Origin of the sequence: Pseudomonas sp. SWI36 (assembly GCF_002948105.1) — a bacterium.
Classification (GTDB): Bacteria; Pseudomonadota; Gammaproteobacteria; order Pseudomonadales; family Pseudomonadaceae; genus Aquipseudomonas; species Aquipseudomonas alloputida.
On sequence record NZ_CP026675.1, the window covers coordinates 4,585,963 to 4,608,511 of the forward strand.

Sequence of the window (22,549 nt, forward strand, 5' to 3'; positions counted from 1 at the left end):
GATGGCTTGAACGATCTTGCTGGTCTAGGCGTGTTCGCCTCAACCTCAGTGGCCAACTGACAACAGGGCCGTAAGGCGGCCCCGAATGACCCTGGGTTATGGGCGGCTGGTCAGCAGCTGTTGCGCCGTTGCGCAGCCATTGATGTCTACGGCTTTCTGCAGCAGGCTCGTGCGCTGCTGTGGGTCGAGGTCGCCAAGCAGGCGGTACACCTCGGCCTGGTAATCGCGCTGACGCCCCCACAGCATTTCCAGGCCTTGTGGCCGGCTGCGGTTGCAAGCCAGGCGTGTGGCCGGTTGCGGGTAGTAGGGGGCGTACACGGTGGCCATGCTGGGGATGGCCTCCAGCGCTGTACGGTACTCGCTGCTGACGTTGTACGGCTGGCACCAGGTGGCAATGGCTGGCGCCGGTGCGGCAAACCCCTGCTGGAGGCTGGCTTCGAGCAACGGGCAGGCGGCCTCCGGGATTTGCGCGGCGGGCAGGTACGTCATGTAGTACAGGGCCAGGCGGTACTGTGCGACAGGGTGGCCAAGCTCTACCGATTTTTTCAGCAGGGCAACCGCTGTCGGCAAGGTGTGAGCCATGGCCTGGCCCTGGCGGCTAAGCTCAGGGTCACCGCCTACTGCGGTGCGCAGCGTGCTGTTAGCGTCGCCCTGATCATCGGCCTGCTCCAGCAGCGGCAAGGCCTGACGGTAGAGCAGGTCGGCATGAGGGTCGATGCGTACCTCCAGCGCTTGCGCGACCAATGGCATCAGCGCAGCCAATAGCGGGGGCAGGCGCCGCACAAGGTTCACAGGCAAACCCCATGGATGGCCAGGTACGGAAGGACGGCTTCGGTGTTCATGGCGGTCAAGCGTGCGCCTCGGGCAAATCGTAACGACGACGTATTCTAGCCACCCAAGGGGGGTGGCCGAAAGACCACCCGACAACTGTCAGACGAGCTTGATCGGCGTGACCTTGCGCTGGGCATGTTTTTCCTGGGCCAGCCCAAGCTTGGCGGTGATCACCTTGGCCAAGGCATTGTTGCCCAGATCGTTCAGGTGCAGGCGGTCGATGAACAGGTCGGCGCCGAACACGGGCGAGCTGTCGAGCATGCAGTTCATGTCGTAGCAGGGCACCGGGTCGGCCTGGCTTTTGATGCGGCGGAAAAATGCCGAATGCAACTGTCTGTCGAACGCGCCCTCCAGCAGCCGGTCGAAGTTCGCCGGTTGTTGCTGCAGCGCGGTCAGCATGGCTTGCTCACCGGCGGGCAGAGTATCCCGGCACCAGGGCAGCAAGGGTTGCAGGATGAAGGTGAGCGTGGCGTGGCTGTCTGCCAGCAGGCGATCCCATTGGCGCAAGGTGCGGCCAATGTTGTCGGCGGCACGGGCCAGCCGTTTTTCCGGGGGCGACAGTGGCCAGCTGACCGGGGGCGCGGCCACAGGAGGGGCCAGCGCCTGGCCGATGCGCCGCCACAGCGACTGCCGACGAGGTGGTGCGCAGGGCTGCAGGCCTTCGCTGAAACTGTTGAGAAAGGCCTGGTAGGCCTTGGCGTGCTGCGGGTCGTTGGTACCTGCGAGGACTTCACACAGGGCTTCGTGGGCCAAGCTGTTGAGGCCACTGAGCACCACCACATGGCCGAGCTGACCAAGGCGGTGCTGGTGGGTCAGGAACATCATCAATTCCTGGGTGGCGTTGAGCCCGCAGCCGGCCAGGCTCAGCCAGACTTCGCCCGTGAGCATCGACAGGTGCGAGGCCACCGTGTGTTCGTCGGAGCTGGCGCCGATGCCCAGGGCTGTGGAGCCGCCGACCAGCAGGTTGATGCGCGACGCACCACCGTGCTCGGCCGCCGAAAAGCGCTTGCCGGCGCAATGGCTGTAGCGCAGGCCAAGGGCATCGGTGTTGATGGTGCCGGAGCGGTAGCCGGTTTCGTGCACATGCAGGGTATAGGGGGCACGGCGACTGCCCAGCAGGAGAAAACGCTGGTAGTCCTGCTGCAGCGGCGAAGGAGACGGGCGCGTGTCAGTCGTGGTCATGGTCTCTCCTTCGCTGATGCCGGGTGCTTTGCAGCAGGTTCAGGCCGCCAGTTCCTTGAGGTTGTACAGCAGGCCGCCGGCGGCGATCAGCAGCAGGGCGACGCCCGACGCCAGGCTGATGATGCGGTTGCTGCGCTGCGAGGCGATCTTGCCGATGGCGAAGATGTACAGGCTGAGCACGGCGAAATCGATGGCCACCCACAGTAGCGACAGCACCACCATGCTCTTGCCGAACGACTCGGTGATCTGAATGAACTGCGGGAAAAAGGCGATGAAGAAAATGATGTCTTTCGGGTTGGAAATGCCCACCATGAAGCCTTGCATCAGCCCGCCGCGCCCAGCCTTGGGGGCCTCGCTCGCCGCGTCTGACGCGGGTGCCTGCAGGGCGTCCCTCAGCGTGCCCACGGCAATGTAGCCGATGAACAGGCAGCCCAGCAGGCTCATGGTGCTGAGCCATGTTTTGTCGATGGCGGCACTGGTGAGGATGATCCACGCTGCCGCGCCAATCAGCACCAGTGATGCCCAGTTGGTGCCGACGGCGGTGAACATGGCCTTGCGCGAGCCGGAGGCGGCCGCAGTGTTGACGATCAGTGCAACCACCGGGCCGGGAGTGGCGATCAGTAGCAGCACGGTGAGGGCGTAGGTGGCGGTGAGTGCGGTATTCACGGTCAGTTCTCGATCAGTATGTCGGGTGTCGGCTGGTGTGCGGCATGGGCGTGGAACGGGCAGCGTGACGGGTTGAGCGAGCCTGCCTCCTGCAGTTGATACTGCTTCCACTCGTAGTTGTCGGTATCGCCGAAAAAGCCAAGGGTGTCGGGCACAACGCCGTCGTTGTAGTGGTGCACGCGCTCGCGAATGCGCTCGCGGATGCGCTTGCCACTCTCGGTGTTGGCGTTGGCCACTTCGTCGAAGTTCTCCCGCGGGTTGATGACGAAGGTGATGTGCTGGCCCAGGTTGCGGCTTTTCATCTGCTGATGGCCGGGGAAGTTCATGTTGATGAACAGCGGCATGCCGGCATAGCAGAACGACCAGCCGGTATCGTCGGGATCGGTCGGGATGCCTTGAGGCCAAGGGTGCGGGTCGCGCGCATGCACGCCGCGCAGTACCTTCCAGGCCAAGGCCTGCTGCTCGGCCAGGCTGCTGCCGGCTGCGGTTTCGAGAAACACCACCAAAGGGCTGCCGATGCGCTGCTTGGGTGCGATCGGTGCGACGGTGCGCACATAGTTGGCCAGGCCCTGCGCGATATCATCGGCCAGTTGCTCGGCGCGGGCGAAGAGAATGTGGCAGGTTTCGCCGTTTACCGCCTTGCGGCCGAACAGGCAGGGGAATTCGGGGTTGGCGAGAATACTGCGAAAGTGTTCTATGGTTTTGAACGTCCAGTGTTGCATGGTGTGACCATGTTCAGCGGCAAGCTCCAGCGCATCCAGGCGATAGCAATTTCCATATCCCGTAAACATGATTTCCCCAGGCGTTGATTTAAGTGAACGTTCCAGTCACATGCAGGCAGGATCTTGGTTATGTTTGTTATTTACCGGCATTTTCCGAGACGCTCTTGTCGTTGTAAAACGCGTGGAGTTATGACCTACTATTAGTCCTACTCATGCTCGGGACGCCGCCATGTCGGAACGGATTCAGGCCTTGCACGCGCTGCGTGCCTTCGAGGTGGCCTCTCGCTATGGCTCTTTCACCCGTGCGGCTGAAGAGCTGGCCCTGACCCAGGGCGCCGTCAGCCACCACATCAAGACCCTCGAAGCCCTGTTCGGCTGCGACCTGTTCGAACGTCGGGGCCCGAAACTGAGCCTGACCGAGCACGGCCGCCTGCTGGCGCAAGAGCTGAAGGTCGGTTTCAAGATCATCGAGAATGCCTGCGCACTGCTGCGTCAGGATCGCTATGGCCTGCGCCTGAAGGCGCCGTCCACGCTTACGGTGCGCTGGCTGCTGCGGGCGCTGGATGCGTTCAAGAAGGTCGAGGACAACTGCAGCGTGCAGCTGTCCAGTGTGTGGATGGATATCGACAGCGTGGATTTCTATTCCGAGCCCTACGACTGCGCCATTCTCCTGGCAAGCGGGCGTTTTCCCGCCGATATCGAGAGTTTCAAGCTGTTCGATGAATGGCTGATCCCGGTATGTCATCCGGATTACATGACGCAGGCACAACCGCAACTGTCCGACCTGCCCCGATGCGAGTTCCTCCACCCGTCACCCGACCGGCGTGACTGGCGGCGTTGGCTGGCGCGAATGGACGCGCTGGACATCAGCATCGACCAGGGGCAGGTGTTCGATACCCTCGACCAGGGCATATCGGCCGCCCAGCAAGGCCTGGGCATTTCAGTGGTCGATCTGGTACTGGCCAGCACCGACCTGGCCGCCGGGCGCCTGGTCACGCCTTTCAAGCATGCCGTGGCCACCGGCGACGGTTACTACATGACCTGGCTCAAGGCCAGCCCAAAAGCGCGGCAGATGCACAAGCTGCGTGACTTCCTGCTCGGCCAGGTACCGCCGCTGGCCTACAAGGACATCAACTACCTGTACGGTTGAATACCCGAGCGAGCATGAAGTCGATGAATACCCGCAACTTTGGCGGCATCTGCCGCCCGGAAGGCCACAGCAGATAGAAGCTGCCGCGCCGTTCCATGAAGTCGTCGAGGACACTGACCAGTGAGCCATTGGCCAGTTCGCGACCCACGTTGAAGTCCGGCAGACAGGTAATGCCGCGGTGGTTCAAGGCAAAGCAGACGCGCGTTTCGACGTGGTTGCAGACCATCGAGATGGGGATGTCATAGGCTTGCTCGGGATGCTCCTGGCGCAGCGGCCAGGTTTCCAGCTTGCCGTTGCTGGGGAAGCGATAATGCAGGCAGGTATGCGCCGCCAGGTCGCGTGGGTGCAAGGGTGTGCCGCGTTCGCGCAGGTACTCGGGCGAGGCTACCAGGCGGTGCTGAAAGTGCCCGAGGAATTTGGCGCTGAGCCGGGAATCCACCGGCTGCCCGCCGCGCATCACCACATCGAAGCCTTCGCCGACGATATCCACCATGCGGTCGGAGAAGTCCAGGTCCAGTTCAACCTGTGGGTACAGTGCCATGAACTCGGCCAGGGCCGGCATTACCAGTCTGGTCACCTGCGGCATGCTCACCCGCAGGCGCCCGCGCGGCGTTTCGCTGGCCTGCGACAGCTCCTGCTCGGTGGCTTCGATTTCGGCGAGGATGCGCCGGCTGCGTTCGAGGAACATCGTGCCCTCGGCGGTGAGGGTGATGCTGCGTGTGCTGCGGTGGAACAGGCGCACGCCCAGGCGGCTTTCCAGGCGCGCCACGCGCTTGCCCACTGCAGAGGCACTGATCCCCAGTGACTGGCTGGCGGCAACGAAGCTGCGGGTTTCGGCCACCCGGTTGAAGACCACGAAGCCGCTGAGGCTGTCCATGTCGCACTCCTGATTGCGGACGCTGATGTCCTGGGTGAGCGGCATTGTAACCGTCTTTTTCCGTAATGGCCTTGTCTAGCAGACTGTTCGCCTCGTTTCTCACTCAAGGCATTTGCAATGTCCCAGACATCTTCCGCACCGTTGCTGGCTGCCAGCAACGAACGTCTACCCGTTGGCGGTCTGCTGGCGCTGGCCATGACCGGTTTCATCGCCATTCTCAGCGAAACCCTGCCGGCGGGTCTGCTCGATCAGATCGCCGATGGCATGCACATCAGCCAGGCCATGGCTGGGCAATGGGTCACGGCGTATGCCTTGGGCTCGTTGCTGACCGCCATCCCGTTGGTGACGTTGACCCAAGGCTGGTATCGGCGCCGGGCGCTGTTGCTGGCGATCATCGGCTTCGTGCTGTTCAACGGGCTGACGGCCTTGTCGGACTCCAACACGCTGACCCTGGTGCTGCGCTTTTTCACGGGGGCTGCGGCCGGCCTGGCATGGGGCCTGATCGCTGGCCATGCCCGGCGCATGGTGCCGGTGCCGTTGCAGGGCCGGGCCATGGCCCTGGCCATGCTCGGTCAGCCGATTGCCTTGTCGCTCGGCTTGCCGATTGCGACCTGGCTGGGAGCGGGGCTGGGCTGGCGCGCGACGTTCGTGGTTGTCACGCTGGTGGCGTCGCTGCTGGTGGTGTGGGTGTTGCGATCCGTGCCGGACTACCCGGGGCAGGCTGCCGGCAAGCGCCCGGCGGCCATGCAGGTATTGCGCACGCCGGGGGTGTTGATCGTATTGCTGGTGATCCTCACCTGGATCCTTGGCCATAACATCCTCTACACCTATATCGTGCCGTTGCTGGCGGCGGCTGGCATGGCTGCGGACATTGGCCCTGTGCTGATGGTGTTTGGTCTGTCGGCGCTGGCCGGGATCGGCCTGGTAGGGCTGCTGGTCGACCGACACCTGCGCAAACTGGTGTTGCTGAGCCTGGCCGGTTTTGCCTTGGCCACGCTGGCATTGGGGCAGGCATCGTCGTGGTTTGTGTACTTGAGCATCGCCTTGTGGGGAATGACCTATGGCGGCGCCCCGACCCTGCTGCAGACAGCGTGCGCCGACGCCGCAGGCCCGGGTGGTGACGTGGCGCAGTCGATGCTGGTGACGGTGTGGAACTGCGCCATTGCCCTGGGCGGGATCATTGGCGGATTGCTGCTGGCTGGGGCCGGTGTGGAGTGGTTTGGCGGGGTGGTGCTGGTGTTGATCGCCTTGGCCTGGCTGCTGGCCGTGGCCGGGCGGGGGAGCGGTTTTGTGGCGGGGAAGCGCTAAAACACTCATGCCAGGCACGACACAGGTAGAATAACGCCATCTACAGACAATCCAGAGGTCGACGCAGTGGAGTTGCAGCAGGGTTTTGTCCTGACCCGGCACTGGCACGATACGCCGGAAGGCACCTGCGTGGAGTTCTGGCTGGCCACCGATGACGGGCCGCGGCTGTTGCGGCTTGCGGCGCAGGAGTCGGTGGCTTTCATTCCTCAGGCGCAGGCCGAGCACGCCCGTGTGCTGCTGGCCAACGAAACCGGGACGAAGCTCAAGCCACTGCGCCTGAAGGACTTCGAGCATCGCCCGATGCTCGGCCTCTATACCCGCCAGCATCGCCAGTTGATGCAACTGGAGCAGCGTCTGCGCACGGCCGGTATCGACGTGTTCGAGGCCGATATCCGGCCGCCGGAGCGTTACCTCATGGAGCGGTTCATCACGGCGCCGGTGCAGTTTACTGGCCAGCCGGATGCGCAGGGCGTTTACCGGGAAGCCCAGCTCAGGCCTCTGCCAGGCTATCGCCCGGCGCTGCGCCTGGTGTCGCTGGACATCGAGACCAGCGAGCGTGGTGAGCTGTACAGCATCGCGCTGGAGGGCTGTGGCCAGCGCCAGGTGTACATGCTCGGCCCGGCCAACGGCGATGCCAGCGGGCTTGACTTCGACCTGGAGTATTGCGCCGATCGCGCCGCCTTGATCACCCGGCTCAACCAGTGGATGGCCAGGCATGACCCGGACGCGATCATTGGCTGGAACCTGGTGCAGTTCGACCTGCGCCTGCTGCATGAGCACGCCAAGTCGTTGCAGGTGCCACTGGCCCTGGGGCGCAACGGTGCGGTCATGACCCTGCGCAGCCATGCCGGTGGCGGCCATGTTTTCGCCGATGCGCCGGGGCGGCTGCTGATCGATGGCATCGAGGCGTTGCGTTCGGCCACCTGGAGCTTTGCCTCGTTCAGCCTGGAGAACGTTGCCCAGACCCTGCTGGGTGAAGGCAAGGCCATCGACACGCCGTACCAACGCATGGACGAAATCAATCGCCGCTTCGCCGAAGACAAACCGGCCCTGGCACGCTACAACCTGAAGGACTGCGAACTGGTCACGCGCATTTTCGCCCATACCCGGCTGCTCGACTTCCTGCTCGAACGGGCCTCGGTGACGGGATTGGCCGTGGACCGCAGCGGTGGGTCGGTAGCCGCGTTCTGTCACTTGTACATTCCACAGATGCACCGCCTTGGCTTTGTCGCGCCCAGCCTTGGCAGCCGGCCGGACGAAGCCAGCCCCGGCGGGTTTGTCATGGATTCGCGGCCAGGGCTTTACGACTCGGTGCTGGTGCTGGACTACAAGAGCCTGTACCCGTCGATCATCCGGACCTTTCTCATCGACCCGGTCGGGCTGATCGAAGGCCTGCGCCAGCCTGACGACGCACATTCGGTCGAGGGCTTTCGCGGTGGGCGTTTTTCACGCACACAGCACTGCCTGCCAGCCATCGTCGAACGGGTGTGGCAGGGCAGGGAAGCGGCCAAGCGCGAGGGCAATGCGCCGCTGTCGCAGGCCTTGAAAATCATCATGAATGCCTTTTATGGCGTGCTTGGCTCCAGCGGTTGCCGTTTCTTCGACCCGCGCCTGGCGTCGTCGATCACCATGCGCGGCCACCAGATCATGCGCCAGACCAGGTCCCTGATCGAGGCGTGTGGCTACGATGTGATCTACGGTGACACCGACTCCACCTTTGTCTGGCTCAAGGGTGCCCACGCCGAGGAAGACGCGGCGCGTATTGGCCGCGAACTGGTGGCAAAGGTCAACCAATGGTGGCAAGCCCATCTGCACGAGACCATGAACCTGCACAGCGCCCTCGAACTGCAGTTCGAGGTGCACTACCGGCGCTTCCTGATGCCCACCATCCGCGGCACCGACGAGGGCAGCAAGAAGCGCTATGCCGGCCTGGTGCAGCGGGCCGACGGTGCTGAAGAAATGGTTTACAAGGGCCTGGAGTCGGTGCGCACCGACTGGTCACCGCTGGCCCGGCAGTTCCAGCAGGAACTCTACGGCCGTGTGTTCCGCAGCGAGCCCTACCGTGATTATGTACGCGAGTATGTACGGCGCACGTTGGCGGGCGAGCAGGACGAACTGCTGGTTTATCGCAAGCGCCTGCGTCGCCCGCTGGCCGATTACCAGCGCAACGTGCCGCCGCATGTGCGTGCCGCACGCCTTGCCGACGACTACAACAAGCGCCTGCAGCGCCCTCTGCAGTATCAGCGTGGTGGCTGGATCAGCTACGTGATCACCACCGCCGGGCCTGAGCCGCTGGAAAACCTGCAGGCACCGATCGACTACGATCACTACATCAGCCGTCAGCTACTGCCGGTGGCCGACGCCATCCTGCCCTTTGTCGGCGATGATTTCGCGCGCCTTACCGACCATCAGTTACTGCTGTTCTGAGCGGGTGGTAGATAGCTAGGCGTCAGCATGACGCAACAGTCTTCAGACTCGGCCTTCCATGTCGTCGCGGAGGCAGAGATGCAGAACAATAGCAGTCAACCATCGGCTGCGGTCGATACCCTTGCCATGGCACAAGCATGCCAGGACCACTACATCGCACAGCGGTTGCCGGCCTGGATGAAGCGGCTGAGCATGGCCGAATTCACCCTGCTGAGCGAGGCGCTGCCTGAACTGCTGGCCTGCCGTGCAGGCTTGTCGTCAGTGCTGGCGCGGCTAGGCAACCTGAATGCATTTGCCCGGCCCTTGCTGCAGCAAGCGCTCGGTGCCCACGGCGACCTTGATGTCGATCGCCTGTACTTTCGCCAGTGGTACACCTTTCCCTCACACACGATCCATTATGTAACCAGTAGGTTTCCGGTTGTCGGCAGCGACTACTACGACATTCCTCTGCTCGAGGCCGCTTTGTGCAATTTCACTGCAGACCAGCAGCGCGACCAGGCACAGGGCAATTGCCTGGTCGATGTGCGCGGCGCAAGGCGCAGTGAGCTGTCTGCACCGGGCTTCGCCAGGCTGTGTCGAGCGCTGGATCTTGGGCAGAAATACCAGGCGCATCTGGATTCGGTACTTCAGCCCGAAGTCAGGGGATTGCTGACGCGACGGCAACGCTACAGCATGCTGGTGGATGCCCTGCAGGCCAGGGCGCAGGGCATATTGAGCGCAGACGAACTGCAGTGGGTGGTGGCGCTCTGCACCAAGGACACGCTCGACAAGCTCGAAGGCGCATCGGTTCGCGTGCGCCAGTTGGCGGTGTTCGGTTGCCGCTTGCAGCAAATCGTCGTGCTGGACGTGATCGACGCGGGCTTGCTGTTCAACACCAGCAAGCGCGTGCTGGTCTATGTACCGGGTGACCCGCACGGCCCCTGGAGCGTGCGCAGCGACCTGGAAGATTATGCCCGCCGGGTGCTTGGCAAACGCCTGCGCAAAGATGACTACCGGCGTTTCTTCAACCGCTTCGTGCGCCGACGCGATAGCCAGCGATTCTTCTCGGCCGTCAGTGAGCGGCTCGATGACGTGCCCGGCTGGGCAACCCGGGACCTCGATGAGCAGACCTTTGCCTATCGCCTGCCATTGTTCGAGCACCTTGCTGACGACTGGGTCGCGCGGATCAAGGACGATGCTGCGATCATCGCCCCGCCCGTGGCCTTGCTTGATCGCGAGGTCCAGGCCGAACACGCCCGCCGTTTGCGTGCTGAAGGCTGGACCCTGTTGGGTGTCGCAGGGTTCTTCGTTCCGGGCATCGGCGCGGTGTTGTTGGGGGTGATGGCCTGGGAACTGCTTGAGCAGACGTTCCAGGCTGTAGGGGACTGGCAGGAAAACGAACGCAATGCAGCGCTGGCGCACCTGCTGAATGTAGGCAAAGGGCTGCTGGCTGTCGGGGCAACCGTTGCGGTAGTCGCCACGGCCCGACGCGCCTGGAGTCTGGTGGACAACCTGGTACCGGCGCAGCTGGAAAACGGTGAGGAAAAACTGTGGAACGCAGACCTCGGCCCCTATCGCTGCGAAAGCCCGCCAGACACGGCGGTGCCGGACATGGAGGGTGTGCACCGTGTTGGCGAGCGCCGCTGGATCAGCATGGACGGGCACTGGTATGAGATGACCTGGCACAACGACGATGAACAGTGGCAATTGCTCCCTTATCAGGGCTATGCGCCGCCGCTCCGTCACAATGGGGCCGGTGCGTGGCGGCTGTGGTGCGAACAGCCCGCCGGGTGGGGCGACACACGCCAGTTGTTCCGCCGCCTGGGCGGGCCATTCAGCGACCTCGACGACGCGCAGATCGACCGGTCGCTGGCAATTCATGGCCTGGATGATCAGCATCTGCGGGCATGGCATGTGTATGGCCGACCGCCGGAGGCCGCGCTGCTCGACACCGTCACACGCGTGCGGCTCGCTGGCAGGATTGGTACGTTGGTCAACCAGTTGCGCGAGGGCGGTGTAACCGCAGACCCGCAACTGCTGGAGCGGGTCATGCGCCTTCCACAAGCCGCCGGCAAGGAAGGAGCAGCGTTGGCCGATGTGGCTTGGGCCGGGCGACGAGAACTGCTTCAGGCGTTGTACGAAGAGCAGAATCCCGACACTGAAACTGGCCGCCTCTTACGACAGAACTTTGCCAGCCTGCACCGCTTGGCCGCGGATGAGGTGCTGCGCGATGCCAGCGAGGATGACCTGCAGCTTTTGCGTGAGACGGGGCGTGTGCCGTTGCTGATGGCCGAGGCAGCAAGGTTGCAGGTTGCGCGGATTCGAATGGCGCGGGTGTACGAGGCGCTGTGCATCGATACGCCGCAAAACCTCGACCTGGCGCGTGTGGTCCTGAACCTGCTGGTGCATGTGCCGGGGGCTGGCGGGCCGGGGTGGCGATTGTACGACGGTGATGCCAGCGAGCCGTTACTGACGGTCGAGGGATCGGCGCAGACGTTTGACCTGCTTCATCGTCATGGGCTGTTCCGCCTGCGTGCCCCAACGCACACGGTTGCCGGTGAGAGGGGCGAGTTGTTCGAGACCTTGGCCGCAGCCTATGACGACGCATCGCAAGCGGCCATCGGCCAAGGCCAGCCCTTCGTGCCTGCGTTGCGCCAGGCGCTGACCAACGTTGCTTTCGACCAGCGCCAGACCGTGGTGAACCTGCTCAGGCTGGAACAGCCGAGCGGCTCGTTTCTCGCGCCGCAACGTCTTGCTGATGGCCGGATTGGTTACCCCATGGCGGGCGGCAGGCTCTGGGGGGCGTTAGGGCGAAACCGGCCAAGGGCGCTTCAGGCCCGGTTGCGAGACCTGTACCCGGCCTTTACCGACGAACAGATCGGGCGCTGGTTGGCCTCAAGTGACGCGCAGGCCCGGTTATCTGTGCTGGAACAGCAATATGGGGTGCTCAAAAGGCACTTGACCCAGTGGGCACGCAGTGCCTTGCTGTCACCAGAACTGGCCGCCCGGCGTGAGTTCAGAAAGGGGCTGATCAACTGCTGGCGCTGTCTTGTGCCGGAACTGCAAGGGCAAGCGGCACTGGACGACGGGCGTTTCATGCTGACCCAGACCATCAGCCGTTTGCGCCATCTGCCGGCCCTGCCCGCGCAAGTGGGCTTTCCTCACGTCTCGATCCTGGCCTTGCGCGCCATGCGCGTGGAGCACGTTCCGGACGAGTTTCTGCGGGCGTTTCCCAACTTGCGCAACCTGGAAATCACCCATTGCCGACTCACGCGCTTGCCATTGCCTCTGATGCTTGTCCAGAAGCTGGAGGTACTCGACTTGTCTGGTAACCAGATCACGCTCGACCAAGGCCAGGCGTTGGTCCTGGCAGATTGCCGGTCCCTGGTGTACCTGAACCTTTCGGACAACCCGTTGCGCAGGGCATTTTCCGTCCAGGCAATGACCGAGCTGAATGCCCTCTACCTGTCAAACACCCAGATGCCCGGGTTTCCCTACGGGCTGATGGACGCGCCAGAACTGCACACCCTGAACCTCAGCGACAACCGTATTTCTGAACTGCCCGAGGGTTTTCATCAGTCGCAGTTGTGGCGTTCGGGCAGGGTCGAGCTTTCCGGCAATCCGCTGGAGGCAGCATATGACGGGGTTTCAACCTGGCATTTGCTTGAGGCCAGTCGCGTGCCTTACCGGTTGCGCTTTCTGGATGCGTTACCTGGCGAACGTCGAGATGAAATGGCCGCACTGTGGGCCCATGTGGAGTCCGAGGAGCAGTCGGAGGAATTCTTCAATACCCTGTCGATGCTGACAGAGTCGGGTGCCTTCAATCGCTCATCGACCGCGTCCGCGCTCGCGGCCCGTGTGTTCGACATGCTCCAGGCGATGTCTGAGCATGATGCCCTCAGGCATGAGCTGTTCGAGCACGCAGCGGCGACCGGTTGCCAGGATAATGCCACCGCTCGTTTCGCTGACCTGGAACTGCGACTGATGATATGGCGCACGCGGCACGGTGAATCTGCCCGGCGGCCTGAGCTGGCCTTGCTAAGGCTCGGTGCCGGGATGTGGCGCTTGGCGTTGCTCGATCAGCTTGCCGCTGAACATGCCTATCGGGTGGGGGCGGGCGCTGAGTCGATCGAATTTGCCTTGGCCTATCGAATCGCCTTGCGCAATGTCCTGGACTTGCCTGCCCAACCCGGTGAAATGCTCTATGCAGGCATCCCGGCGCTGAGCCATCAGGACCTTCTCCTGGTCCGTGAAAGGGTCCTGATGAAACAAACCCGGGAAGATATCGCTCATTATCTGTCACGGCAGTGGTTCTGGCAGGATTACCTGCACAAGACTTTCCCGGTTCGCTTGCAAGTGCCACCCTCCATGCACGCTGAACTGGAACGGCTGATGGCGTTGGGAAATCGGGAAGAGGATATCGCACGGCTGCAGACCAGCAACCAGCAACGCGAGCATGCGGTGTTGCTGCAGTTGACGCTGGAGGCGCTGGACCGGAACACGGTGCAGCGTCCGCTCAGCTAGCGGGTTGGCGGTTGTCTGAGCGCAGGCATTAGCTATATAGCGCCTGGCGGGGAGCAGGCAACTTAGTCTGGCCTCTTTTCATGAAGAGGCCCCCGCTATGGACACCACTTTGCCGTCAGATGCGCAGGCCGCCATCGATGCTTTCCAGGACGGCATCATCGGCAGGCGCCTGCCACCTTGGTTGCGTCATGCACCTGCTGAGCAACTGCCTGAGATCGGCAGGGCATTGTCAAACAGCCTTCGCTGCTGTGAGCAAGTGAACACGGTGCTGCGAGGTATCGAGGGCATCGACAGTTTCGTCGCATCAGCCCTGGGGAAGGCCCTCGACGAGCGTTATGGGCTTGGCCGTAACCCTTACTCGCTCAGGTTTCTGGAGGGCCGCCGGGAAGCTGTGATCAACAGTCAGCCGGTGGGCGCGCACCTGACGGCCGTGGTCTATGAAGAAAAGCCGCTGCTCGAAGTGGCATTGCGCAACTTCACGGCCGCCCAGGCGCAGGAAGGTGGCCAGCCGCGCGGTAACCGCCTGCTGCTTCCACGCCACGGCACGGTCAAACCCCCTACAAGCATCGAGTTTGCCGGACTGTGTCGTGAGCTGGACCTGGGTGAGCGCTATCAACGTCATCTGGATGCCATCCTCACGCCCGCTGGCAGTGCCGAGCGCCTGGTGTCTCAGTTTGTAGATGCCAGGCGCTACACCATGCTTGTGGACGCCTACAAAGCCAGGCAGGAGGGAACGCTGGATGCCAGCGAACTCAATGTGATGGTGGCTGTGTGCGAGAAGGGGGAACTGCCGCGCCTGGCGGGCGACCTTGTGCTGGCCAGGCAACTGAAATTGCTGGGTTGCCCGATCGAGCAGGTCACCGTGTTCGTTGTCATTGAGCAGGGCGTCCTGTTCAACACGACGCGGCGGGTTTTGCTTTACGTGCCTGGGGACCCTTTTTCGCCTTGGCGCGCGTTCGAGAGCATCGACAAACTGAACCGCGAACTGGGCCGTTGCTTGCGAGACAAGGCCTACCAGCGTTTTTTCAGCCGCTTCGTGCTGCGGCGAGACAGCCAGGCTTTTTTCGCCCAGGTCGCGGAGCGCTTCGATGACCTGCCGAGCTGGGCTTTTCGCGATCTCGAACCGCGCTTGCAGGCTTACCCGCAGCCGTTGTTCATCAGCCTGGCACAGGCACGTATCCACCAGATCAAGGACGATGCGGCGATGATCGCGGTCCCTGTGGCCAGGCTGGATCGTGAGGTTCAGCGCCAGCATGACCTGCGCCTTGAAGCCGAAGGATGGGCGCTGCTCAACCTGGCCAGTTTCTTTCTGCCAGGGCTTGGCCTGGCGCTGCTGGCCGTGACGGCCTGCGAACTGCTGGGTGAGGTCTACCATGGCGTCGAGGCCTGGCAGGAAGGCGATCGCCAGGAGGCGCTCGACCATTTGATCCATGTGGCGACAGACCTTGCCGTGCTGGCGACCACGGTAGCCGGGGTGGGTGTGGCTCGACGGGTTTGGGCACGCTCTGCGAAGGTCGATGCCCTGGTGCCGGCTCGGCTGGAGGACGGCACAGAGAAACTCTGGCAACAAGATTTGACCCCGTTTCAAAGCCAGGCACCCGTTGCAGCCTCAAGCCCGGACGCCTTGGGTATTCGGCGTCAGGACGGGCGGGCCTGGATCGAAATGGACGGGCATCACTATCGCGTGACAGAGGCGGGTGATGATCAATGGCAGTTGTATCCGGTCGACGGCCACGGGCCGTTGCTGCGTCCCAACGGCTCAGGTGCCTGGCGGTTGTGGTGCGAGCAACCGGCTCGGTGGACCGACAAATACCGCATGTTCCGGCGTCTGGGCGAACCCTTCAGTGGGCTGAATGACGAACAGATCGATCAGGTTCTGCTGTTCCACGGCCTTGATGGCGACGACCTGCGTGGCCTGCATGTACACGCCCAGGCACCGAGCCCCGGGATGATCGACAGCGTGGCGCGGGTCAGGCTTGATCAACGCATCCGCAGCATGATTGGCCGTTTGCGCAGCGGCGAGCCGGTAGACGATACAACAGTGCTCGATCACGCTCGGCGCTTGCCAGGCGCGAGTGGCCTGGCAGATCAGGCACTGGCCGCGTTGGCCTGGACGCAGCGGCGAACACTGCTGCAGCACCTTTTCGAAGCCTTGCAGCCCAGCGATACCCCTGGCAGCGCGGCGCTGCGCCGGGTGTTCCCGGGGCTGAGCGCGCGCACTGCGCAAGCACTGGTACAGGCCGCCAGCAGCGTTGATCGCATGCGGCTGCTGTCCAGCGGAAGGGTTGCACTGGGGCTGGCCGAGGCGGCAAGGGGCAGCGTGCTGGCTACCCGCCAGGCTCGGGTATTTGAAGCGTTGTACCTTGATACGCCGCAGCATGCAGACCTGGCACGGGTGGCCTTGGGCTTGTTGCGGTATCTACCCGGAAGCGAACAGGGTGTGTGCTGGCGCCTTTACGAAGGCTCCCTGGGCGGGCCGATACTGGCGAAGACCGAGCAAGGGCAGCGGGCGTTCGATCTGGTGCACGTTAACGGTAGGTTTCAACTGCATGGCAGCCAGGGCACGGGGCTGGGTGAGGCAGGTGAGTTGTTCGACGTCATGGCGCCAGCCTATACCGAAGCGCAACGGCAGGCGATGGGGATCGGCGATCCCTTCGAGCACAACCTCAGGGTGATACTGGCGCGCGAAGCGGCACGCCATCGTGATGAGATCAGTCGTTTGCTTGGCGCGGTACGCCCAGGTGCTGTCCGAGGGCCCGTGCGCTTGGCCGATGGACGTATTGGCTACCCGCTGGGTGGTGGCGGAGTGGGTGGTTTCGCATCAAGGGGGAGTGCCCTGAGGGCAACGCTGCGCGATCTCTTTCCGTGGTTGAGTGATGAGCAGGTCGAGACCTTCGCCGATGACGCCAGGCGTTCAGGGCATCAGATTGAACACGTACTGGCTGACCTTCGCAATGAGTTCGCCATCCTGCGCATGACACTGAATACCTGGGTGGCACGAGGGCAGGGCGATGTCAGGGAAGATCGAGAGGCTCTACGCCAGACGTTGTTCAATTGCTGGCGGCGGTCGGTGGGCGTGGGGGAACTGCAAATCAATGCACAGGAAAACCTCCACGTCATGTTCTGCAATTTCAGATCGAGCGGCTTGCCCAACATACCCCCACAGGTCAGCTTCAGAGGTGTGACCAGCCTGTCGCTGCTGCACCTTGACCTTCTGGAGGTGCCCAGCAGCCTATTGCTGGCTTTCCCTAACCTGCAAACCCTCGATCTGGGTGGGAACCTGCTGACGCGCCTTCCGCAGCCGTTGCTGCAGATAGCGCAGTTGCGGCATCTGAGCCTGACCAACAACCGGATCGTCCTGAACATTGCACAAACCGCCACACTGGCCAGTTGCACGAGCCTGCAGTCTCTCGACCTGTCCCACAACCCCCTGGGGAGCAGGTTCACGTTGGCGGGTTTGGCTGAATTGCGTTGGCTGAACTTGCGCGACACACAGATCTCGCAGTTTCCACTGGGCGTGTTCGACAACGCTCAGTTGGTATCCATTGACTTGCGGGATAACCGGATCAGGCACATTCCAGAGGGTTTCTACCAGTTGCCCGTGTGGCAGCGGCGGCGGTTCCGCTTGAATGCGAACCCCTTGGGCGAGGCCCAGACACTACGCTTGCAGGCTTCGTTGAGCAGCGACGATCCTGCCCTCGACGAGGAGCAAGTGCTTCTGCGGCTGCAGCACGCGCGTGAAGTATGGGGGGATGCCGTGGCCCCGGAGCATCGCGGCTTGATGCTTGCTGCCTGGGACTCGCTGGATTCGGGGCAGGACGCCGAGCGTTTTTTCCGGGTGCTTCGCCAGTTGTTGCTGTCCGAAGACTTTCGTGTCAATGCGCGTGCATTGGGCAATCGGGTCATGGCGGTACTGCAAGCGATGGCCATTACGCCAGAGCTGCGGCAGAACTTGCTGTCGGTGGCCAATGATGAGTGGGGGTGCCAGGACGGTGCAACCTGGTGCTTGAGTAACCTTGAACTGAATTTGCTGGTTTGGCAGGTTGAGCACGCGGCTCAGGGAGGAAGCGAACGCGCTTTGCTAGACCTGGGCAGACGTTTATGGCGCCAGGATGCAGTCGACCTGTTCGCTACCCGATGGGCGCTACAGCATGGCAGGACGCAGGAAGGAAGCGAGGTGGGGTTGGCTTTCAGGATCGGGCTGAGGGAGCGTCTCGACCTGCCATTGCAGGTGGGAGAAATGAGCTTTCTTGCGATCTCAGGCGTCCTGGATGCGGACCTTGCACAAGCAGAGGCTGCGGTGCGGGATGCAGAAACCCCGGAAGAGGTTGCCCGCTCCATGGTTGACCGTGAATTTTGGCAGGCGCACCTGGAGCGTTCCCATCCTGAGCGATTCGCTGCGGTCGACCTGCCGTTCAGAAGGCAGCTTGAAAGGGTGCTTGACGACGAAGCGCTGAGCGAAGGGGCCATGATCGACCAGGCGGATGCCATTCGTGATGCTCAGCGCGCTGCACGCAGAGGGCTGATGCTGGATATGACGATTCAAGCGATGGAAGAGGGACCCAAGGGGCCATCGATCGATGTGCGTTGACATACGCTCAGGGCAAGGGCTCGCCTGGCCCTGCCAAAGCGGCTTTGGGCTATGCTCAATCAAGCTGACTGTGGTTTGTACCAGCGACGTAGTCTTGGCTTCAGGTGGCTCGGAAATCGACAGTTACTTTTGCACACCCCGTTCTGGAATGAAGTGGTTTAGGCTCCCTGTCGGATTTTTCTCCATGATCTGTAGTCATTGGTTTATCGAGACAATAAGGAGATACGCATGCTTGTCCGGTCACTGACCCTCGCAACCTTGCTTGCTGTTGCCGGCCCCCTGTTTGCCGCAGACAGTGATGCGCCTCTAGCCAAGGAACTGGGCAAGGCCAGACCATTGGTGGTTATCGCTCCCAGCAGTGCCGACCCGACGTTGCGAGGGCTGAACAAGGCGCTTGAGGACCCGGCCACCCAGGCCGCGTTCAAGGAGCGCAACCTTGTCCTGTACAGCGTCGCCAACATGATGGGCAAGCGAGAAGACAAGAACCTGGAGCAGCAGACCACAATGGCCCTGATTCGGGAACTGAAGCTGGGGGCGAGCAAGGGTACCAAGGTGATTCTGGTGGGCAAGGACGGTGAGCGGCACATGCTCAAGGACGACGACACCGGCGAGGCCATCGACCCGCAGGTGATCCTCAAGGCGGTCGATGATCTACCTGCCAGCGAAAAGGCGGTGGCGGCACCCGAGCCCGTAGCGGCGGCCCCGCAAGCCAAGGAAAAGGACAGCAAGCCGGCCAAGCCCGCCAAACCAGCGGCCCCGCCCAAACCGCTGGAAGACTGATCACGCCTCATGGCCCCAAGGCACCTTGGGGCCCGTTGCCGGGTGGTGTGTATCGCACTGTATCTGCCTGTGCTGCAGACCTACTGCCATACAAAAGCGCGCCTGGCACGATACATCCCCGACAAACCGCAACGGCCTAATGGCTCCACTTTCCAACCCCAGTGGAGCTGCATCATGACTCAAGCAAAAAACACCCTCGGCCTGCTCGGCGCCGCCCTGATCGGCAGCATGGCATTGAGCAACAGTGCGTTCGCCGTCGAGCCGCTGGCTCAAGGTTACCAACTGGCCTCGGCCAAAGTGGCCGGCGAGGGCAAGTGTGGTGAGGGCAAGTGCGGGGGGAGCGGCAAGGCTTCCCAAAGCGAAGGCAAGTGCGGTGAGGGCAAGTGCGGCGCCGGCGCCAAGGCCGGGGCTGAGGGCAAGTGTGGTGAAGGCAAGTGTGGTGACGCCTCGTTCGCCAGAACCGACAGCAATCACGATGGCAAGGTCTCGCGCGATGAGTTTCTGGCGGTGGCCAAGGACCGTGCCGGTGATTTCGACACGATCGACCGCAACCATGACGGTTTCATCTCCGAGCAGGAAGCGGCGGATCACCTCAAGGCGATTTACCAGGCCAATGGCAAAGCCATGCCGGACGGCTTGTTCAGCCACCTGACCGGCAAACCCTGACGTTCTACCCCATGAAACGCCACAACGCTCCTCCTGCTGGCCAGGTGGGGCGTTGTGCCTGTTGGAGAACTTTTATGTTTCCTGCGATGTTGAACGTCGGCCTAGGCTTGCGTCGCGGCCTGTTGCCGGAACTGCTGGCCATGGAGGCGGGTGCAGTGGACTTTCTGGAGTGTGCGCCGGAAAACTGGATTGCCGTGGGCGGCGCCTATGGCAAGGGCTTGGCCCAGTTGGCGGAGCGCTTTGCTGTCACCTGTCATGGGTTGTCTTTATCGCTGGGTGGCAGTGCGCCGCTGGACCGCCATTTCCTCGAGCAGACCCGGCAGTTTCTCGACCGATACCAGGTGCGACTGTACAGCGAGCACCTGAGCTACTGCAGTGATGACGGGCACCTGTACGACCTGATGCCCATCCCGTTCACCGATGAAGCCGTACGCCATGTGGCCGCGCGCATACGCCAGGCTCAGGAGCAGCTGGAGCGGCGCATTGCCGTGGAGAACATCAGCTACTATGCCGCGCCGTATCAGGCGATGAGCGAGCTCGACTTCATCCAGGCGGTGCTCGAAGAAGCGGATTGTGACCTGCTGCTGGACGTCAACAATGTCTATGTCAACGCCTGCAACCATGGCTACGACGCCCAGCAATTCCTTGCAGGCTTGCCCCAGGCGCGGGTGACCGGGATGCACGTTGCCGGGCATTACGATGAAGCGCCGGACCTCAAAGTGGATACCCACGGGGCAGCCGTGAAGGAGGATGTCTGGGCGCTGTACGCCAGCGCTTGTGCGCGCTTTGGCGTACAGCCGACGGTGCTTGAACGTGATTTCAACTACCCGCCCTTGGCCGAGCTGTTGGCCGAGACGGCGCGTATGCGTGCTGTGCAATGCGCTGCCGGAGGGCAAGCAGATGAATGAGACCCTGCGTGCGCAGCAGTATGCCTTGGCCCGTCACCTGCGCGACCCACAGCGCCATGCCCCGCCGCCCGGCGTCGAGGCCCGGCGCCTGAAGGTTTACCGTGAGTTGTTCTATGGTGCCATCGAAGGCTTGCTGGCTGGCAGCTTCCCGGTGATGCGCCAGGCGTTGGGCGAGCAGCGCTGGCATGCCCGAGTACGTGATTTCTACGCCAGTTACCGTTGCCAGACGCCGTTGTTTACCGAAATTGCCGAGACGTTCGTCGACTACTTGCAACATGTGGCGCTGGACACCCCTTGGCAGCTGGAGCTGGCGCACTATGAGTGGGTCGAGGCGCAACTGTACCTGAGCGATGCCGAGGACCCGGCGCATGACCCGGGTGGTGACCTGCTGGCTGGAGAGCCGTTGTTGTCTTGTGTGGCGCGGGTCCTGGCCTATCGTTGGCCGGTGGAACGCATTGGCGTGGACTACCAGCCAACGGCTGCCCCAGCATCGCCGAGCTTGCTGCTGGTTTATCGCGATGCCCGGTTGCAGGTGCGCTTTGCCCGGTTGGCACCTATGGCGTATCGGTTGCTGGTGGAGCAAGGAACTGGAAGAGAGCGGCTGCAGGCATTGGGCGGAGATATGCAGCAAGGGTTGGCATTGTTGGAAGCATTGCGCGAGCAGGGTGTCATTGTCGGAACAGTTTGAAGGCATTGGGGGGCTGCGCAGCAGCCCCCGATCCTCATCTGCCGAACCGCATGCCCAGCCAATGATCGAGGCTAAGGCGCCCGGCGCCCTTGAGCAGCAGTGGCAGCAACGCCACCAGGTAGATCAGCGGCAACTTGTAATTGCCGAAGCCCTGGTCGGTAATGGCATAGCCTTGGGCCAGCTCCGCCAGGCCCGACCAGTGCGCCGGCCAGTGCACTGCCGCTATCGCTACAACGGTCACCACCATCAAACCCAATGATGCCAGCCGGGTACCCAGGCCCAGCAACAGCAGCAACGGCAGTACCAACTCGGCCCACATCGACAGCTGCCAGTTCAGCTCCGCGGGCAGCAGGTTGAAGGGGAACGGGAAGCTGGTCTGCAGGTCGGCGAACCAGTTGCTGCCGTTGAATTTCTCCAGGCCGGATTCGTAAAACTCCCAGGCCAGAAATACCCGTAATGGCACGTCGGCGCTCCAGCTGCCGAGGCGGTCAACGGTGGTCAGGGTACGGGTCAAGGTCGTCATTTGCGGTTCTCTCTTCAGGCAAGGGCGCGGGTGCTGCGGCGTTGTTTACGGGCCATTTTGGCGGTTAGCTTGACGGCGATGGCGCTGAACATCAGGGCGAACGCCAGCGGGTACCAGCCCCCCATGGGTATGCGCTTGTAGAACGACAGGCAGAACACGGCAGCCAGCACCCACATGCCGCTGCTGTGCAGCGCTTGCCAGGCACGGCCGCCCAATAGCCGCATGGGGGCCTTGAACGAGGTGGCGGTGAGCAGCAGCAAGAACAGGTAGCCGACCGTGCCGGGCAGGCTGGAAGTGAGCGTGCGGCCGGCCCAGAACAGCTCGGGGAATTGCTGGGCGTAGCGATAGATCAGCACGCCATGCACGGTGTGGGAGAACGCGAATGCCAACCCCAGGTAGCGTCGCTCCTGGAGGATGCGGCGGCTTGCTGTGCCAGGCAGCAAGGTCACCAGCGACGAGGCCAGGAACGCCAGCAGGAACAGTGCGAACGAGCTGCGTGCGGTGGCACGGATGGCACTGCGCAAGCCGTCCGGGTCAGGTTGGCTGGCCAGGACTACGGCGGTCATCGCCAAGGTCAGGCCGGCGAGGGCGGCGAACAGCGTCCAGCCGGTGGGCAAGGTGAAGGCTTTCATCAGGGACTCCCGGGGTGTGGTTGTGTGACCGGGAGTGTCTCGAGGCGGGGTATCTGCAGTGTGTCAGGGGGATGCAGTTGTGTATCTGTTTGTAG

At 62.8% G+C, this 22,549-nt stretch carries 16 protein-coding genes; 9 read left to right on the top strand and 7 right to left on the bottom strand.

Annotated elements, in window-relative coordinates; all coding sequences use genetic code 11:
- Positions 1-96 precede the first annotated feature (96 nt).
- From C4Q27_RS21905 to C4Q27_RS21920, 4 genes are all read right to left on the bottom strand, one after another.
- Positions 97-792: a sel1 repeat family protein gene (locus C4Q27_RS21905; protein ID WP_020193372.1), complete on the bottom strand. Its 696-nt coding sequence runs from the start codon at positions 790-792 to the stop codon at positions 97-99.
- 138 nt (positions 793-930) lie between these two features.
- Positions 931-2,013, bottom strand: a complete 1,083-nt coding sequence (locus C4Q27_RS21910; RefSeq protein ID WP_104887365.1) for a hypothetical protein — start codon at positions 2,011-2,013, stop codon at positions 931-933.
- 39 nt (positions 2,014-2,052) lie between these two features.
- Entirely contained in the window at positions 2,053-2,679 is a 627-nt protein-coding gene (locus C4Q27_RS21915) for a LysE family translocator (RefSeq protein WP_010953344.1), read from the bottom strand.
- Between the two features lie 2 nt (positions 2,680-2,681).
- The gene (locus tag C4Q27_RS21920) at positions 2,682-3,470 is read right to left on the bottom strand and encodes a YqcI/YcgG family protein (RefSeq protein WP_010953345.1); all 789 of its coding nucleotides are present in this window, start codon (positions 3,468-3,470) and stop codon (positions 2,682-2,684) included.
- A gap of 160 nt (positions 3,471-3,630) precedes the next feature.
- On the opposite strand from C4Q27_RS21920, the gene C4Q27_RS21925 reads away from it, so the two are divergent.
- Positions 3,631-4,551: a LysR substrate-binding domain-containing protein gene (locus tag C4Q27_RS21925; protein ID WP_003250438.1), complete on the top strand. Its 921-nt coding sequence runs from the start codon at positions 3,631-3,633 to the stop codon at positions 4,549-4,551.
- Here the strand turns inward: C4Q27_RS21925 and C4Q27_RS21930 are convergent.
- Positions 4,532-5,428, bottom strand: a complete 897-nt coding sequence (locus C4Q27_RS21930; RefSeq protein WP_014591618.1) for a LysR family transcriptional regulator — start codon at positions 5,426-5,428, stop codon at positions 4,532-4,534. The two genes, C4Q27_RS21925 and C4Q27_RS21930, sit on opposite strands and share 20 nt — an antisense overlap.
- Positions 5,429-5,545: 117 nt before the next feature.
- Between C4Q27_RS21930 and C4Q27_RS21935 the strand changes: the two genes are divergently transcribed.
- The 8 genes from C4Q27_RS21935 to C4Q27_RS21970 all read left to right on the top strand — a co-directional run bounded on the left by C4Q27_RS21935 (position 5,546) and on the right by C4Q27_RS21970 (position 21,299).
- Positions 5,546-6,736 carry an MFS transporter gene (locus C4Q27_RS21935; protein WP_104887366.1) on the top strand — a complete coding sequence of 397 codons (1,191 nt, stop codon included), beginning with the start codon at positions 5,546-5,548 and terminating at the stop codon, positions 6,734-6,736.
- Between the two features lie 66 nt (positions 6,737-6,802).
- Complete coding sequence (locus tag C4Q27_RS21940) at positions 6,803-9,163, top strand: DNA polymerase II (protein ID WP_064492426.1); 2,361 nt, start codon at positions 6,803-6,805, stop codon at positions 9,161-9,163.
- Between the two features lie 78 nt (positions 9,164-9,241).
- The gene (locus C4Q27_RS21945; RefSeq protein WP_064492427.1) at positions 9,242-13,666 is read left to right on the top strand and encodes an NEL-type E3 ubiquitin ligase domain-containing protein; all 4,425 of its coding nucleotides are present in this window, start codon (positions 9,242-9,244) and stop codon (positions 13,664-13,666) included.
- A gap of 97 nt (positions 13,667-13,763) precedes the next feature.
- Positions 13,764-18,257, top strand: coding sequence for an NEL-type E3 ubiquitin ligase domain-containing protein (locus C4Q27_RS21950; RefSeq protein ID WP_064492428.1), 4,494 nt, complete (start codon positions 13,764-13,766; stop codon positions 18,255-18,257).
- Between the two features lie 228 nt (positions 18,258-18,485).
- Complete coding sequence (locus tag C4Q27_RS21955) at positions 18,486-19,037, top strand: DUF4174 domain-containing protein (RefSeq protein ID WP_049587595.1); 552 nt, start codon at positions 18,486-18,488, stop codon at positions 19,035-19,037.
- 174 nt (positions 19,038-19,211) lie between these two features.
- Complete coding sequence (locus C4Q27_RS21960) at positions 19,212-19,703, top strand: hypothetical protein (RefSeq protein ID WP_064492429.1); 492 nt, start codon at positions 19,212-19,214, stop codon at positions 19,701-19,703.
- Between the two features lie 74 nt (positions 19,704-19,777).
- The gene (locus C4Q27_RS21965; protein ID WP_064492430.1) at positions 19,778-20,611 is read left to right on the top strand and encodes a DUF692 domain-containing protein; all 834 of its coding nucleotides are present in this window, start codon (positions 19,778-19,780) and stop codon (positions 20,609-20,611) included.
- Positions 20,604-21,299 (top strand): DUF2063 domain-containing protein, encoded by a 696-nt coding sequence (locus C4Q27_RS21970; RefSeq protein WP_064492431.1) that lies wholly within the window; start codon positions 20,604-20,606, stop codon positions 21,297-21,299. Before C4Q27_RS21965 ends, C4Q27_RS21970 begins: the two co-directional genes overlap by 8 nt.
- 34 nt (positions 21,300-21,333) lie before the next feature.
- On the opposite strand, the gene C4Q27_RS21975 is transcribed toward C4Q27_RS21970, so the two are convergent.
- Both C4Q27_RS21975 and C4Q27_RS21980 read right to left on the bottom strand, forming a co-directional pair.
- On the bottom strand, positions 21,334-21,822 hold the full coding sequence (locus C4Q27_RS21975; protein WP_064492432.1) for a DoxX family membrane protein: 489 nt from the start codon (positions 21,820-21,822) through the stop codon (positions 21,334-21,336).
- A gap of 14 nt (positions 21,823-21,836) precedes the next feature.
- Positions 21,837-22,454, bottom strand: coding sequence for a ferric reductase-like transmembrane domain-containing protein (locus tag C4Q27_RS21980; RefSeq protein ID WP_104887367.1), 618 nt, complete (start codon positions 22,452-22,454; stop codon positions 21,837-21,839).
- Positions 22,455-22,549 lie beyond the last annotated feature (95 nt).